This is a genomic window from Olivibacter sp. XZL3, assembly GCF_004368405.1.
Lineage (GTDB): Bacteria > Bacteroidota > Bacteroidia > Sphingobacteriales > Sphingobacteriaceae > Olivibacter.
On sequence record NZ_SBJH01000026.1, the window covers coordinates 87,232 to 102,013 of the forward strand.

16 protein-coding genes are annotated in these 14,782 nt (G+C 41.6%); 4 read left to right on the forward strand and 12 right to left on the reverse strand.

The window, feature by feature from the left end; translation table 11 throughout:
- Positions 1 to 10: 10 nt before the first annotated feature.
- The 5 genes from EPX21_RS07090 to EPX21_RS07110 all read right to left on the reverse strand — a co-directional run bounded on the left by EPX21_RS07090 (position 11) and on the right by EPX21_RS07110 (position 5,259).
- Positions 11 to 1,237, reverse strand: coding sequence for an FtsX-like permease family protein (locus EPX21_RS07090; RefSeq protein WP_134088971.1), 1,227 nt, complete (start codon positions 1,235 to 1,237; stop codon positions 11 to 13).
- 11 nt (positions 1,238 to 1,248) lie between these two features.
- On the reverse strand, positions 1,249 to 1,890 hold the full coding sequence (locus tag EPX21_RS07095; RefSeq protein ID WP_134088972.1) for an MBL fold metallo-hydrolase: 642 nt from the start codon (positions 1,888 to 1,890) through the stop codon (positions 1,249 to 1,251).
- A 268-nt stretch (positions 1,891 to 2,158) separates the two neighbouring features.
- A complete protein-coding gene (locus EPX21_RS07100) occupies positions 2,159 to 2,938 on the reverse strand; it encodes a shikimate dehydrogenase (protein ID WP_134088973.1) in 780 nt (259 codons plus the stop codon).
- A gap of 91 nt (positions 2,939 to 3,029) precedes the next feature.
- The gene (locus tag EPX21_RS07105; RefSeq protein WP_134088974.1) at positions 3,030 to 3,791 is read right to left on the reverse strand and encodes a phosphosulfolactate synthase; all 762 of its coding nucleotides are present in this window, start codon (positions 3,789 to 3,791) and stop codon (positions 3,030 to 3,032) included.
- A gap of 64 nt (positions 3,792 to 3,855) precedes the next feature.
- Positions 3,856 to 5,259, reverse strand: coding sequence for a tetratricopeptide repeat protein (locus EPX21_RS07110; protein WP_134088975.1), 1,404 nt, complete (start codon positions 5,257 to 5,259; stop codon positions 3,856 to 3,858).
- A 463-nt stretch (positions 5,260 to 5,722) separates the two neighbouring features.
- Between EPX21_RS07110 and EPX21_RS07115 the strand changes: the two genes are divergently transcribed.
- Positions 5,723 to 6,604, forward strand: a complete 882-nt coding sequence (locus tag EPX21_RS07115; RefSeq protein ID WP_134088976.1) for a bestrophin family protein — start codon at positions 5,723 to 5,725, stop codon at positions 6,602 to 6,604.
- Here the strand turns inward: EPX21_RS07115 and EPX21_RS07120 are convergent.
- The 3 genes from EPX21_RS07120 to EPX21_RS07130 all read right to left on the reverse strand — a co-directional run bounded on the left by EPX21_RS07120 (position 6,601) and on the right by EPX21_RS07130 (position 9,697).
- The gene (locus EPX21_RS07120) at positions 6,601 to 7,296 is read right to left on the reverse strand and encodes a response regulator transcription factor (RefSeq protein ID WP_134088977.1); all 696 of its coding nucleotides are present in this window, start codon (positions 7,294 to 7,296) and stop codon (positions 6,601 to 6,603) included. The genes EPX21_RS07115 and EPX21_RS07120 overlap by 4 nt on opposite strands.
- An 11-nt stretch (positions 7,297 to 7,307) precedes the next feature.
- The gene (locus tag EPX21_RS07125) at positions 7,308 to 9,110 is read right to left on the reverse strand and encodes a sensor histidine kinase KdpD (protein WP_134088978.1); all 1,803 of its coding nucleotides are present in this window, start codon (positions 9,108 to 9,110) and stop codon (positions 7,308 to 7,310) included.
- A 221-nt stretch (positions 9,111 to 9,331) separates the two neighbouring features.
- Positions 9,332 to 9,697, reverse strand: coding sequence for a DUF3127 domain-containing protein (locus tag EPX21_RS07130; protein WP_134088979.1), 366 nt, complete (start codon positions 9,695 to 9,697; stop codon positions 9,332 to 9,334).
- Between the two features lie 73 nt (positions 9,698 to 9,770).
- Here EPX21_RS07130 and EPX21_RS07135 point away from each other — a divergent pair, with 73 nt between their 5' ends.
- Genes EPX21_RS07135 through EPX21_RS07145 form a run of 3 tightly spaced genes read left to right on the forward strand, consistent with a single transcriptional unit; the run spans position 9,771 to position 11,969 of the window.
- On the forward strand, positions 9,771 to 10,955 hold the full coding sequence (locus EPX21_RS07135; protein ID WP_134088980.1) for a class I SAM-dependent RNA methyltransferase: 1,185 nt from the start codon (positions 9,771 to 9,773) through the stop codon (positions 10,953 to 10,955).
- Entirely contained in the window at positions 10,939 to 11,313 is a 375-nt protein-coding gene (locus EPX21_RS07140) for a hypothetical protein (protein WP_134088981.1), read from the forward strand. Before EPX21_RS07135 ends, EPX21_RS07140 begins: the two co-directional genes overlap by 17 nt.
- 5 nt (positions 11,314 to 11,318) lie before the next feature.
- Positions 11,319 to 11,969 carry an HD domain-containing protein gene (locus EPX21_RS07145; protein ID WP_134088982.1) on the forward strand — a complete coding sequence of 217 codons (651 nt, stop codon included), beginning with the start codon at positions 11,319 to 11,321 and terminating at the stop codon, positions 11,967 to 11,969.
- A 64-nt stretch (positions 11,970 to 12,033) separates the two neighbouring features.
- On the opposite strand, the gene rplS is transcribed toward EPX21_RS07145, so the two are convergent.
- The 4 genes from rplS to EPX21_RS07165 form a co-directional block, all read right to left on the reverse strand.
- Positions 12,034 to 12,381, reverse strand: coding sequence for a 50S ribosomal protein L19 (gene rplS, locus EPX21_RS07150; protein ID WP_134088983.1), 348 nt, complete (start codon positions 12,379 to 12,381; stop codon positions 12,034 to 12,036).
- Between the two features lie 118 nt (positions 12,382 to 12,499).
- On the reverse strand, positions 12,500 to 13,177 hold the full coding sequence (gene trmD / locus EPX21_RS07155; RefSeq protein WP_134088984.1) for a tRNA (guanosine(37)-N1)-methyltransferase TrmD: 678 nt from the start codon (positions 13,175 to 13,177) through the stop codon (positions 12,500 to 12,502).
- Positions 13,178 to 13,189: 12 nt separating this feature from the next.
- Entirely contained in the window at positions 13,190 to 13,711 is a 522-nt protein-coding gene (gene rimM, locus EPX21_RS07160) for a ribosome maturation factor RimM (protein WP_134088985.1), read from the reverse strand.
- Positions 13,712 to 13,841: 130 nt separating this feature from the next.
- Complete coding sequence (locus EPX21_RS07165; RefSeq protein ID WP_134088986.1) at positions 13,842 to 14,372, reverse strand: 30S ribosomal protein S16; 531 nt, start codon at positions 14,370 to 14,372, stop codon at positions 13,842 to 13,844.
- Positions 14,373 to 14,782 lie beyond the last annotated feature (410 nt).

Here is a 14,782-nt window from a genome sequence, read left to right on the forward strand (position 1 = left end):
TTCAGAATTCCTACTCTGACGCTTTTAATTGCTCCATATTTCTAACACTCAAACGCGATGATATCGCCGATGCTGTCCCGGAAACCAACAATACCGTTAGAAAGACCAGCAGAAAATCTCCCCAACGCATCGCTACGGGATAGACATCAGAGGCAATCGTACTTGTGCCCATTCGGACTAACCCGAACTTTTCCTGTATCATACAAAAAACCGCCCCTAGTACTAAGCCACCTATACAGCCTATCATCGAAATAAAAATTCCCTCTAAAAAGAAAATCCGTTTTATTAATGAATTGGGCGCTCCTAAGCTATTCAACACCGCCACGTCCTTCTGCTTATCAATCACCAACATAGTCAACGATCCGACAATATTGAATGCGGCAATCACCAACACAAAAGCTAAGATGAAAAAAACCATCCACTTCTCGCTATTCAGCAATTTATAAAGGCCGGGATTCTGTTCGACCCTGTTTTTTACAACGAACCTATCGCCTAACAGCTTTTGAATATCTTGTTGAACCCTGGCTAATCCTATTCCTTTTTTAAGGTTGATTTCGATCGCCGAAACCTCCTCGTATTCGCCCAACACTTCGCGGGCAAAATCCAAGGGAACAATCAACAAATCGTCCAGCTCCTGCTGTGCCTTAAAAACACCCACCGGAGCGATATTCCGGACATTGAATTCATCGGCCGGATTAAGCGCCGATCGGACGCCTTTTTTTGGCGAGAATACCTCGACCTCCGCTAATATATTGTTTAGGCTTACCCCTAAATTCGAATATGCCCCCGCGCCCAATACAGCATAATCTATTCCATTTTGCTGTAGTACGAATTCCCCGTCCCATAGCAGGCTCGCCGACGGTTTATTCAGCTCATATGATGAATCGACGCCCTTCATGCTCGCTATATACTGGTAGTCTTTATATCTTAATAAAACTTTCTCCTGTAAAACACAACTATAGTTAAGGATCCGCGGATCTTTTTTTATCTGTTGGAAAACGGCGACGTCTTCCTTAAAGACCTTTCCGGATGCTGGCTCGATACGCAATTCCGACGAGAAGGAGCTGTACATACTCAATACAAGTCCTTCTAAACCATTGTAAACCGAGAGTATGACAATTAAAGCACCGCTTGCCACCAGCACACCGATCATACTGATGGCTGATATGACATTAATTGCATTGACAGATTTTTTGGAAAAAAGGTACCGCTTGGCAATAAAGTTAGCCGTGTTCATATTAACTTTCTTTACGCCCTGACAAAAGGATTACTAGCCTTTTCCTCACCAATACGCGTTTCAGGTCCGTGCCCCGGATACACAATCGTCTCATCTGGTAAACGGTAAAGCTTTTCACGTATGTTTTTCAGCAACAGCTGATGATCTCCTCCCGGAAGATCGGTTCTTCCAATACTTCCTCTAAACAAAACGTCTCCGCCGATTAGTAGTTTTTCCCCTGCATGATAAAAACAAAGATGACCCGGAGAATGGCCTGGCGCGAAGATAAGATCTAAGGTGGTGTTGCCAAAGTTTATATTTCCTTCTGCTGGTAAAAATTCCATTGGTATGGGCGACTGCTCATAGCGCAATCCAAACATCGGTGCCCGTACCTGAACATCTGACATAACCGCCGCTTCCAGTTCGTGAAATTGAGGAAGGAGGCCAAATTCGTCGTAAATGAGCTTATTTCCTAAAACGTGATCTATATGACAATGGGTATTCAATAACAGCGCGGGCTGCAAATTATTGCCTTTAATAAATTGAAGCACCACGCTCTCCTCTGCTTCCGTATACATACCCGGATCAACGATGGCGCAAGCACGCGTCTCATCATACAGAATATAAGTGTTTTCCGCAAAGGGATTATTTTCAAACCTTTTTACGTATATCATAATAAGCAAACTTAGGTAAAATGCTTGTGATTCGCGACACCGACCCTATAAATTTGCCTAAGTTCCTGGCAACCCCCAAGCTCCTGAAGTAGCCCTTTGGTTAAATAGGATCGTCGCTTAATATAATGCCGTGTTATACTTTAAAGAGATATAGGGGATTGTTACATGAACGTGTAGCCGCATTGGGAAGACGGTTTCAGAGAATGGCGCTAAGTAATTCGTACGGTTTCCTTAGCGGGCCCCTTGCTAAAATCGGCGATTCGCCTGTTTAAGCGTTCCAGATTTCCCAATTTTTCTCCGCTTGCAGGTGCAGCATTTCTAAGCCATTCTTTATGGTGGCCCCGCGTTCTTTTCCTTCCTTTAAAAAGGCCGTTTCCTCCGGGTTGTAAACCAAATCGTATAAAAGATGGCGTTCACCCACAAATTCATAGGGAATTTCCGGCTTTTCATCCACTTTTGGGAAAGTTCCTAGGGGCGTAGTATTGATAATGAGTGAATGCCCCTCAATGATTTCCTTATTCAATTGCTCATATGAAAATTGCTTAGCATTTGCCCTTCTCGAAACAACCTCATAATCTATTCCCAACTTTTTCAGAACGTAAAATACCGCTCGCGCGGCACCTCCATTCCCCAGTACCAGCGCTTTGGTGTGCTGTCTTTTCAATAAAGGCTTTAATGATTCTTCAAAGCCATAAACGTCCGTATTATATCCTTCTAACTGCACCTTTTTCATACACATCTCGCCGCTAAAAAAAGACTCCACAGGATTGGATTTTACGATTTTAATGCAATTAACCGCATCGATTTCTTTGGCCTCAGGGGATATTTTATCTAGGTAAAACATCACGCCGATTTTATGTGGGATCGTTACATTCAGTCCACAAAGCTCGGGCTGTTGCTTTAATAAATCAGGTAGATCGCTGATGTTTGGAAGGGGTAATAATTCATAATGATAATCTTTAAGACCTTCTCTTTCAAACTTTTCGTTAAAATATTGCTTAGAAAATGAATGCTTAAGCGGATATCCAATCAATCCAAATTTCTTCATCACTATTATAATAATCCGGGAATTGCATCTTCCCATCTTTCATTAGAAACTTAACAAACACAAATTCACGATGTTTTTCCCCTAAGAGAAACTACATGGAAATAAAGTGATCGAAGGTATCGCCGCGAAGGCCTAAGCGTATCGTCTCTAAAGGAATGACCTCTTGCGGAGCGATGTTGCCCAAATTGACATTGCTACCGATCAATTTGATAAACCATACTTGCTGGGCTTTAATAGGAGCTTCCCAAATAATACATTCCTGCGGAATTTGCGTTAATATTTCGTCAATGAGTCCTTGCCGCACTTCCCCTGTCTCACGATAAATTCCCACATTACCACTTTCTCTTGCCTCTGCAATAACCTTCCATGACCCGGCAGCCAACTCCGCTTTTATAAGCTCGATCCAACGATAGGGCGCTATGATTTTTTTATCGTCCTTGGATCCAACTTCCGATATAACGGTCACCTGCTTACTTAAAAGCTCAATGTATTTGCATTTCTCTTCATGAGGCAAGGTGATTGATCCGTCAGATATCTCTGCGTATTCCATTTTGTACTTATCCAGCACTTTCCGGTATGCATCAAATTGATTCCTTATTAAGAATGCCTCGAACAAGGTGCCACCAAAATAAAAAGGCATCTTTGCGTCGCGATAGATCTGTAATTTCTCCTCAAGCTTTGGAGTAACCATGGATGTTGCCCATCCCAATTTTACGATATCAGTATGAGGTGCTGCAACTTCAATGAAATCCTGAGCTTGCCTGGTGCTCATACCTTTATCCATCACCATCGTTATCCCATTATTCCGAGGCTTGAGCGTCCGTATTGGGATATTGTTTAACTCAAAGTTCATAGGAATGCAAAGGTGAAAAAAAAAATCAACACTGCTATACTTTCGTGTTGATAAAATGTAATAGTTAACGGGTAAACTTATTGATAATTTCCATAATAACCTTGTTATCTTGCAGTTGGGGAAGATACTCGAAAAGAATATGATATTTCTCTGGATCCGCGGTAAGCGCGAGTTCCAGAAAATTCAACGCTTCTGTGTATTTTCCGGCCGCAAACATATACGCCACCATCCTATAATACAATTCCGGTGCATCTGGATTATTCTTAATAGCCTCTGAGATCACTTCTATTGCACTGGTAAGCTTTTCTTGTTCATACAAAATAGAAGAATAGTCAAGCCAGGCTTCAATATCAAGCGGATTTAGCTCGACAACTTTCTCGTACGCCGCCTCTGCTTCCACTATTTGCTTTAACTTGTAACGGGCATCGGCAATTGCGAACCAGTATTCGGGATTTTGATCGTCAATACCCAAGGCCTTCTTGTAAAAATGTAAAGACTCAAAATACCGCTCTTCATAATCTAACGTCACCCCGATCCCAAACCAGCCATCGCCAAGTTTTGGGTCGATTTTAACGGCTTTTTTATAATAAGACCTGGCCTCATCCATTTGTTCCAACTTTTCGTAGCATTCACCAATGGCACAATAGGTTTCAGCACTTGGCGGCTCGTACTCGAACGTCTCCTTATAAACATCAATCGCTTCGGCATATCGATCCAGGTTTACCAAAGCGTTTCCCTTATTGAAATATGCAGATGCAAAATTTTCCTTTATAAGAATAGCGTAATCATATGCATCGATTGCTTTCTCATATAAACTGAGTTTATGATAAGCGTTTCCAAGGTTATACCAAGCAGCATAAGAATAGGGCTCATTGTCAATGTATTGGAGATAAAAGCCGATGCTTTCCTCTTGTCTATCCAACACATCGTAGCAGAAAGCCAGCTCGTATAAGGCTTCTTGGTTTTCCATATTGTGCTCGAGGCTCTTCTTCAAGTACCTTATCGCCTGGTCATAATCGCCTTTATTCTGAAAAAGCATAGCCATCTGCAAAAATATCTCGTCGGGGTTTTCTGCTAGAGCCAACGCCTTTTCCAAATTTGCGATCGCTTCTTCATAACGGTCAATCGTTCCTAAAATTCCTCCTCTAATAAGATATATGTCGGCCTCAGAAGCCTCCAGCAACTCGGCTTTATCCAACGCCTTTAACGCTAAATCCAACTGATTGGTAATAGAATATAGCTGCGCTCTTTTGATGTGAAAAACGGCAGCAAAGGGGTGTTGACTAACGGCATAATCGACTACTTGAAGGGCTTTTACAGGATCATTTTTCTCCATATAATAGTCAATGATCCCTTCAAATGCTTGGGCGTCAAAAAAGTACTGATCCTCATTGCGGATCATCTCCTCATAACGTTCTACCGAAAATTTTGGATCTTCGGAGAATTCAAAATCAAAATCGTCTTCCATCGCAATTAAAATAATTAGTAGTTCAGTTATCGATTACCCTCCACATACTATATAAACAGAACTAGATTCCAATAGAATCTTCATTAACGTTCAACCATAATGCCAATATGTACAAAAACGAACAGCTTAGCTAATGCACTTGCTGATGAAATATGCCTTCAAATTACTCTTAAAACTGTTATTCTAAGAATTTAGTTTTCCACATACAAACACCCGCAAAAGCAACAAACTCTTTTACAGCCTTTTATCTCGTCCTTTTTTTGAATGGTTTGTTAACAACGTTCACCAGCAGTAATCTTTCGGGAAAAAACACCATCTCTACTAACCTTTGTGTATATACAAATATACATATTTTTCACGAAACTTTCGCTTGTGTAGTAGCTTGTACATAAACACTTACGCATTTCTGCTCGTATTATATTCTTCTTTTCTTTAGATTTACACCCAAATCCATGTACTACCTATGATCGTTTACAATCCAAAAGACTGGCTGCAAGCTGTGTTATCTTTTCGCCGCTCAGAAACAATAAAAAAGCTGTATCCCTATATCATTTTGATGGCACTATACAGCTGGTTAGTTGCTTATATAGAAATGGAGTATCTAAACCTGTCCGAAAAAAGCTGGTTACGAAACATTCCCTCGATGCACAGCCTGTTGGGCTTCGTTTTATCTATCTTACTCGTATTCAGAACAAACACCGCGTACGACCGATGGTGGGAGGCGCGCAAGCTATGGGGACAGCTAACCAATAATAGCAGAAATCTGGCTTTGAGAATAGCGAGTTTGTTGCCCGCTGCAGATAAAGCAAATCGTAGCTTTTATCGAAAAAGTATTCCCCTTTTTGCCAGCACGCTGAAAGAACATCTGCAGTCCAATGAAACGCGCTTTATGCTAGATGAAAAAGATCATCCTGAATTCACCTCCCTGGACGAAAATAAGCATGGCCCTAACCAAGTCGCGGCCATGATCTTTAAAAGAACGGACACCCTGTATAAAGAAGGGCTAATTACTGGCGACCAGCTTATTATTTTAAACCAGGAGCTTCTCTCTTTTACCGATATTTGTGGTGCCTGCGAAAGGATAAAAAACACGCCAATTCCTTTTACCTATACCTCTTTCATCAAAAAGTTCATCTCCGTTTATGTTCTCACATTACCTTACGGCTTTGTTTTCTCGCTCGGCTATTTTGTAATTCCTGCGGTCGCCTTCGCTTTCTATATACTAACCTCGCTGGAACTTATCGCCGAAGAAATAGAAGATCCTTTTGGAAGGGACGAGAACGACTTACCATTGGGAAAGCTGGTGGAAAACATCCGAAAACATGTGGGGGAGCTGATTCACTAGCCCACTAAAAGCTTATATCCTTTCCCGTGCACATTTACGATTTCCACCCTGGGATCTTCCTTCAGGTATTTCCTCAGCTTACTTAAAAAGACGTCCATGCTGCGTCCATTAAAGTAGTTGTCGTCATGCCAAATCTTTATCAAGGCCTCTTCTCGGGTCAGGACGTCATTTTTCTTTAAACATAGCATCCGTAAAAGCTCCGCTTCTTTGGTAGAGAGTTTCTGCTGCTGCCCATTGCGGGTAATCGTTTGGGCCGTATAATCGAAACTATAAGCGCCAAGATTAAATTTTACGGGCAATTCCTCTTCGGTGCCTCTTTCTTGAAGAGAACTCCGTTTTAAGAGGGCGTTGATTCTTAACAACAACTCTTCCACCCGAAAAGGCTTCGTAATATAATCATCACCTCCCAAATTGAACGCCTCGGTTTTGTCTTCCATCATTCCTTTTGCAGTAGCAAATATAATCGGTATGTTTTCGTTCAGTTTTCGAATTTCCTTTCCGAGAGAAAAGCCATCCTTTTTTGGCATCATCACATCCAAGATACACAAATCGAATTCTTCCTTGCCGAAGCTGCGCAAAGCCTCTTCGCCATCCTGACACAGCCTAACATCGAACTTCCCCTTGAGCTCCAAATAGTCTTTCAGTATTTCGCCCAAATTTGGGTCGTCTTCTGCTAATAAAATTTTCCGCATACCTTACGTGATTAGTTCTTCATAATAGGCAAAATCAGTTCGAATTCTGTGCCTTTATTTTTCTCACTTTTAACCTTTACCGTTCCTTTCATCCGTTTAATAATATCATGCACATAACTCAATCCAAGGCCAAAACCTTTAACATCGTGCAAATTTCCGGTAGATACTCTATAAAATTGTTCAAATATTTTAGACAACTGATCTCTGGTCATGCCAATCCCTTTATCAGCAACTGTGATATGGATATGATTCCCCACATTTTTTGTCTTGATGGTGATTTCCGGAGCACCCTTACTATACTTGATCGCATTGTCGATAAGATTGAAAACGACATTGGAGAGATGAAATTCATCTCCATAAAGAACCGGGTTCGATGCCTTTATCTGCAGGTCAACCCTCGCCTCCCGCTTCTTTAGCTGTAAGTCCATGCTGTCAATAACCGCCGTCACCAAATCATTCAGGTTCAGTTCCTGCCTGTCGAGCTTCAAATCTCCTTTATCGATTTTAGCGATATTTAGCACCCGCTCAATATGGTTTCCCAATCGGACGTTTTCATCATAAATAATGCTAGCAAGCTTATCTACGCGCTTGGCATCCGCTACGATCTCCGGATCCTTCAACGATTCGCTCGCAATCATAATTGTTGCTACCGGCGTTTTGAATTCGTGAGTCATATTGTTTATAAAATCGGTTTTCATCTCCGATATTTTCTTTTGCCTTAGGATGATGAAAATTGTGTATGTAAAACAACCGATTAGCACCAATAGCAAGGCCGCAGAGGAGCCCAACATCACACCCATACTGCCCAACAGTAAAGAAGTCCGACTAGGAAAGTTGATAGCCAATTTACCGGAAGATTTAATCATACTGTTCGGAAACAGAAGGGTTGCATACGAATTCTTCGTATTAAAGTGCCCGTTAAACGATGCCATCTGGAACAGTACCGAATCGTCGCTGCCTTCTGTGATCACCATATTGAAAGGAAGATTTATCTTTCGATGCAACAGCTCTTCCCTTAATTCTCGCTCTATATAGGAAGGATTCACCCGCTTCTTCAGCGGCTGTTTTGCCAGCTCAAAATCATTGGCCAGATTCTCTATCACGGACGTAGCGGATTTCTGCGCATTGGACATATACGAATCGAAAAACTGCGTGGCCTGCTTAATCTTCTCCTGCTCCTCATAGCGTTTAATCTGCTCGTCCAACTGCCGGTCGCGCGGAGGAGGTAATACCACGACGGCAAATTCATTCATGTAATCGTCCAGAATCACATACCGCACGCTGTCATCCTTCGCCTTTTTGGGATTGGTTACAGACCGCTCGGCATATATTTCCATGCTATTATTCTGATAAATGCCAGAAGGACTTTGCTTAATCGACACCTTTACCAATTTTTTCAGCTTTGGATCTCGCATATAGGTCTCATAAAACCAGTTAGGTATCAGCGTAGCACTCGGAAACTGACGCTTCAGCTCCGACTCCAGTTCCCGGTATTCAATCTCCGTTTGCCGCTGCTTCTTGCGGATACGCTCGATAAAAGCCTTGGCCTGCCACTCTTCTTCCAATTCCCGCTGTTGCTTCTCCCGAAGTTGCTTATTCCGGATGTTTTTTACCTCTTGTGCCTCAATAAAATCGATGGCTTCCTTCTTCTCCGCTTTAAGCACAACGGTGTTTAACGCCGCATTAACCGCTTCGTCAAACAATTGTGCTTTCAAATTATAGGATTGATGAATAAAATAATATTGCATAGCTATCACGCCCAAAAGAGCAAACAGCATTAATCCGATAATCAGCCCTATACTTTTACGCCTCATATACACAAAAATACGCAAGCAGTTGCTTTTCAGACGTCTTTTAACAAATTTTAACACACGAAAGCACGGGAATAATGGAGATAAAGCGCTTAAGGGAGACTAAGCTGTCGCTCCCTAAATTGCCAATATCGGTCTTTCGCTAAATCATAATCGGTTGCTCAAAAACAAAAAAGCAAGCTAGTTCCTTCACTAGCTTGCCTCTTATTTTGAGTAAATATCTTTTAAAAAGGTAAATCATCATCATCCCCGGGCGCGGAAGAAATGTCTACCGGCGGAACATACTGAGGTGCAGCACCCGCTCCTTCAGGGGCTACCTTATTTACACGCCATGCCACTAACGAATTAAAGTAGGTAGTAACGCCCTCCTTATTTGTCCACGGCCTTCCCCTCAAATTAAAAGAAACCTCTATATCCTCTCCGGGGACCAGGTTGTCGAAAAGATTAACCCGATCTTGCGTTGCTTCAAATCTAATGTATTCTACAAATTGTGGGTTCTCAGCATACTGAACGATCAAATCCCTTTTTTTAAAAGAATCTGTAACTTGCTGTACCGCACCGACTTCGTGTACCTTGCCTTTTATCTCCATAACATTAAAACGATATAAATTGTAAAATTAAGGATTTTTGGCGACAATAATCAGTAACTTCGCACAATAAGCTATGCAAGTTTTCAACACCCCACAAAAAGTTATTATTACCTGCAATAAACGACTATCTCCTTATTTGCAGCAAGAAGTTAAAGCGCTCGGTTTCGTAATTAAAAGAGCTTTTGGCACTGGCGTAGAAATCAGTGCAACCCTAAATGATTGCATCACACTTAACCTCAATTTGTATTGTGCAAGTCAGGTTCTATATGCCATCAACAGCTTCAACGCCAACGATGCGGCGCAGCTTTACACTGAAGTAAAAAAAATAGCCTGGGAGGATCTAATTGATTTCAATGGCTATTTTTCGGTTACATCAACGGTTAACAATGAAACGATTAGCACGCCGCTATTTGCCAATTTAAAGGTTAAAGATGCGATTGTAGATCGCATTAAAGAGAAAAAAGGAATCCGGCCGAACTCCGGGCCCGACCTTAATAAAGCAGTCGTTCATCTTTTTTGGCAGGAAAACCAAGCCGATTTGTATTTAGACACTTCCGGTGAAACCTTAGCCAAACACGGCTATCGAAAGCATCCCGGGAAGGCCCCTATGCTCGAAGCCTTGGCCAGCGGCGTATTATTTGCTACAGAGTGGGATAAAAAGTCGGCCTTCATTAACCCGATGTGCGGATCTGGGACACTCGCAATCGAAGCGGCCCTCCACGCCACAAACAGAAGACCAGGCCTCTATCGCATGAACTATGCTTTTATGCATTTTTTAGGCTATGATGAGCAGGTGTTTTTTGCCGCAAGAAGAAAATTGAAGGAACAAATCGTTAAAAATAGCGACCTGAAAATCATTGCTTCTGACATCTCTCAGGAAGCCGTCGAAATCGCTAAAGCGAACGCTAAAACAGCGGGCGTTGACCAACTGATAACGTTCGAAGCCTGCGATTTTTCGCAAACAACCGTACCGCCGTCTCCGGGATGCATTATTTTTAATCCGGAGTATGGAGAACGCTTGGGCATCCACACAAAACTAGAGCTCACTTACAAACGAATCGGCGATTTTATGAAGCAGTCGTGTAAGGGCTATAAGGGTTTTGTCTTTACAGGCAATCCGGATTTAGCTAAAAAAATAGGTCTTCACACCTATAAACGAGTTGAGTTCTATAATGGTAAACTAGACTGTCGCCTTTTAGCTTACGAATTGTATGACGGCAGCAGAAGAAAAGACGCACAAGATGATCAAAGCATTTAAGCTTTATACGCAAGAAGACGGACACTCCGATTTTAAAGAAGGCTTCATCACAAATGATCTTATAACGGAAGTCAAACACCTACATTTCAAAGAAACGCCCGCCAAATCGTCCTACGATTGGCATACAGCACCAAGAACGCAGTATGTAATTTCCCTCAAGGGTATTTTGGAGTTTACAACCTCGCGAGGCAGGGTGTTTACACTCCATACCGGACAGGTTTTAATTGCAGCCGACGTCACCGGTAAAGGCCATAAGTGGAAGTTGATAGGAGAGGAGCCTTGGCTCCGTGCTTATGTTGCTTTTGAAGAGGAGGAAGCGATCAATTTCCAAGAACATCAAGAACAAGCGGAACGGTAATATCAATGACAAGCGAAACGATAAAGCTTACAAAAGACTTTGTACAGTTAAAACTGCAAAAAGCGGAGGCCGGACACGACTGGTTTCATGTGGAACGTGTCTGGAAAAACGCGAAGCTGATTTTAGAAAAAGAAACAGCGGACGCTCACATTGTTGAGTTAGCAGCCTTACTCCATGATATCGCCGACAGTAAATTCCATGACGGCGATGAGGAACTTGGCCCTCAAATAGCCAGATCTTTTCTTCAATCTATTCAGGTATCAGAGGAAACCATCACCCACGTATGCAAGATTATCAAGAACATGTCCTTCAAGGCAAGCTTGGGGAAAATCGACTTTTGGTCTAAAGAACTGGAAATCGTTCAGGATGCCGATCGTTTAGATGCTATCGGGGCGATAGGCATTGCAAGAGCTTTCAATTATGGCGGATTTAAGAATAGAAGCCTTTACGATCCATCCATAAAACCGAAAGAACATCAAAGCAAAGAAGAATACAAGCAGACTACTGCTCCGACGATAAATCATTTCTATGAAAAACTCCTTTTGCTTAAAGCCCGGATGAATACCACAACCGGAAAGCAGTTAGCCGAAGCACGACACCGGTACATGGAAGATTTTCTTGTTCAGTTTTTTGACGAATGGGAGGGAAGGAAATAAAAAAAAGCCCTTTGTTTTTCCAAAAGGCTTTTTTTTATTTTATTCAGTTGGAACTGACCGTTCCTTATACTCTTTTTGATTTGATACGAGCAGCTTTACCCGTTAAGCTACGCAAATAAAACAGTTTCGCTCTACGTACCTTACCGTAGGTATCAACTACTATTTTATCGATGTTTGGAGAGTTCACAGGAAAAATACGCTCAACACCAATGCCGTTTGACATCTTACGGACGGTAAATGTTTCGCTTGATCCAGCTCCGTTTCTTTGAATAACTACCCCTTTATATACCTGTATACGCTCTTTGTTACCTTCGCGAATTTTATAGTGAACGCTAACGGTATCACCAGCTTTAAATGCAGGAACTTCATTTTTTGCTACCGCCTGCTCTTCTACAAATTTTACTAAATCCATGATTTTAAGTAATTAACAACGATTTTTAACCCGTAAAAATCGGACTGCAATATTAGCTATTTTATTTTAAAATTAAAAACCTATTTTATTTTTTATTTTTACTATAAGCGCTTGGCTTCTATTCGTCTAACAGATCAGGTCTCCGCTCGCGGGTTCTAAGCAAAGATTGTTCATATCGCCAATTGTCAATCATCGCTTGATTGCCACTTAATAAGACGTATGGCACTTTATGGCCATTCCAATCTGCCGGCCGCGTATAAACCGGCGCGTCCAGTAAATCCCCTTGAAAAGAATCGGACAAAGCCGAGGTTTCATCAGACAAAACGCCCGGGATAAGTCGGACAACCGCATCCACCAAGACGGCAGCTGGCAACTCCCCTCCGGATAACACATAGTCGCCAATGGAAATCTCCTTGGTAACGTAAATATCCCTTATGCGCTGATCAATTCCTTTATAATGTCCGCAAAGAACTATAACATTCTTTTTTAAGGCCAAACCGTTCGCCATGGACTGGTTTAATTGACAGCCGTCCGGACTCATGAATATGATTTCGTCGTACTCCCTTTCGCTTTTCAGCTTCTCTATGCATGCAGCAAAAGGTGCTATCTGCATAACCATCCCACTGCCACCTCCGTAAGGATAGTCGTCCACACTCTTATGTTTGTTAGTGGCATAAGAACGTAAATTATGAACAACGATCTCTGTTAGCCCCTTCTTTTGTGCCCGCTGTAATATGGAGTGGGCAAATGGACTTTCTAAAAGTCCCGGAAGCACCGTTATGATGTCAAAGCGCATACATTAGCTTTTTTAGTTATACACAGCCACCAAGCCTTCTGGTAAATCAACATGTAAAATATGACGCTCTTCGTCTATTTTCACAATGAAATCATCGTTTATCGGAAACATCAGCTCTTTAAACCCATGCTGAACTACGGCGATGTCCTGCTGCGGATATTCATTTATTGCTATAATTTCCCCCAATTCCCCATGATGTTCATCATGAACCAGGTAACCAATGAGGTCGGAAATGTAAAAACTTTCTTCATCTCGTTCCGGCATTTTGGCTTTCGGCAAATACACAGACTTCCGCAAAAGTGTTTTTGCTCGGTCTATATCCTCCACATCTTCGAAAAAGAAATACCCTGTTCGATTAGCCTGTATTTTTAAGGCTTCTACAAAGAATGGCACGAGCTTTTTGTCAATCTCTAAAAAAACAGAATCGAAGTCTAATAACTCATAATCATCAAACTCAAAATATACCTGAACCTCTCCTTTTAAGCCCCGGGTTTTGCTGATGTAACCAATATAAAAACACTCATCAATCTGCATAACAAAACTCAATATTCTAGATGATCCTTATTAAACCTCAATTGCTTCCTGGAATAAGCACAAGAAATTAAAATGCCATTCTTAGAGAGAGCTCTAAAGAATGGCATTCAATATAACACGCTATTTGTTATTATTCTGCGCTTGTAGTTTCTTCTCCCTCAGAAGCGGCCTCTGGAGCTTCCTCAGAAGCAGGCTCTTCTACCGGAGCGTTCTTTGCTGCAATAGCTGCCGCCCGGTCCTCTTTCTTCTTAGCCTCTGCTGCTAAAGCCGCTTTCTTAATTTCTTCTTTTGATTTAGAAAGCGTATCTTTCTTTCCTTCTATTTTATCTTCTTTCCCTTTCAACCAATCTTGAAAACGGTTCTCAGCAGTTGTCTCGTCAAAAGCACCTTTCTGCACACCACCTAATAAATGCTTTTTATAAAGCACACCTTTGTAAGACAAAATAGCACGTGCAGTATCCGTTGGTTGCGCACCTTTAGTTAACCAATCCAATGCTTTGTCGAAATTCAATTCGATCGTTGCCGGATTCGTATTCGGATTGTACGAACCTAAACGCTCAATAAACTTACCGTCGCGGGGAGCGCGTGAATCTGCCACTACTACATGATAAAAAGGCTTACCCTTTTTACCGAATCTTTGCAATCTTATTTTAGTTGCCATTTGTGTTAATTTATGTATTCAACATATTTCCCGGAGCTCTATACTGCGGGGCTGCAAAGATAAAAATTTTTCCGCTAAAAAAATAATAATTGTTAGTATTTCTTTGGAACTCTTGGCACTATACATACTTTAACAACAAGTACACCCATAATACAACGATTATAATCGCCAATATCCTACCAAAACCCTTCTTTATTCTTTCAGGCATCGCCTTGTAATAAAACGAAAAAAGGGCAATAAAAAATATCAGCAAAAACGGTAAAAGCTTTCTCATCAATTGCTCAAACCTACGGTTTTATTCGCTATTTGTTTCTATTATTTTTGTACACGCCTAGGTCGCAGACTTCTTCGGTCTTAGGTAAATTTTTACTATATTTAGAAACTTCTTAAAAAACGCCTAAAAATTGACA

Coding starts and splice junctions, on each gene's coding strand:
- EPX21_RS07135 (WP_134088980.1), top strand. CDS start 9,771: ATGCAAGTTTTCAACACCCCACAAAAAGTTATTATTACCTGCAATAAA.
- EPX21_RS07110 (WP_134088975.1), bottom strand. CDS start 5,259: ATGGAAGACGATTTTGATTTTGAATTCTCCGAAGATCCAAAATTTTCG.
- EPX21_RS07120 (WP_134088977.1), bottom strand. CDS start 7,296: ATGCGGAAAATTTTATTAGCAGAAGACGACCCAAATTTGGGCGAAATA.
- EPX21_RS07095 (WP_134088972.1), bottom strand. CDS start 1,890: ATGATATACGTAAAAAGGTTTGAAAATAATCCCTTTGCGGAAAACACT.
- EPX21_RS07125 (WP_134088978.1), bottom strand. CDS start 9,110: ATGAGGCGTAAAAGTATAGGGCTGATTATCGGATTAATGCTGTTTGCT.
- EPX21_RS07105 (WP_134088974.1), bottom strand. CDS start 3,791: ATGAACTTTGAGTTAAACAATATCCCAATACGGACGCTCAAGCCTCGG.
- EPX21_RS07130 (WP_134088979.1), bottom strand. CDS start 9,697: ATGGAGATAAAAGGCAAGGTACACGAAGTCGGTGCGGTACAGCAAGTT.
- rplS (WP_134088983.1), bottom strand. CDS start 12,381: ATGGATTTAGTAAAATTTGTAGAAGAGCAGGCGGTAGCAAAAAATGAA.
- EPX21_RS07090 (WP_134088971.1), bottom strand. CDS start 1,237: ATGAACACGGCTAACTTTATTGCCAAGCGGTACCTTTTTTCCAAAAAA.
- EPX21_RS07140 (WP_134088981.1), top strand. CDS start 10,939: ATGATCAAAGCATTTAAGCTTTATACGCAAGAAGACGGACACTCCGAT.
- EPX21_RS07145 (WP_134088982.1), top strand. CDS start 11,319: ATGACAAGCGAAACGATAAAGCTTACAAAAGACTTTGTACAGTTAAAA.
- EPX21_RS07100 (WP_134088973.1), bottom strand. CDS start 2,938: ATGAAGAAATTTGGATTGATTGGATATCCGCTTAAGCATTCATTTTCT.
- EPX21_RS07165 (WP_134088986.1), bottom strand. CDS start 14,372: ATGGCAACTAAAATAAGATTGCAAAGATTCGGTAAAAAGGGTAAGCCT.
- rimM (WP_134088985.1), bottom strand. CDS start 13,711: ATGCAGATTGATGAGTGTTTTTATATTGGTTACATCAGCAAAACCCGG.
- EPX21_RS07115 (WP_134088976.1), top strand. CDS start 5,723: ATGATCGTTTACAATCCAAAAGACTGGCTGCAAGCTGTGTTATCTTTT.
- trmD (WP_134088984.1), bottom strand. CDS start 13,177: ATGCGCTTTGACATCATAACGGTGCTTCCGGGACTTTTAGAAAGTCCA.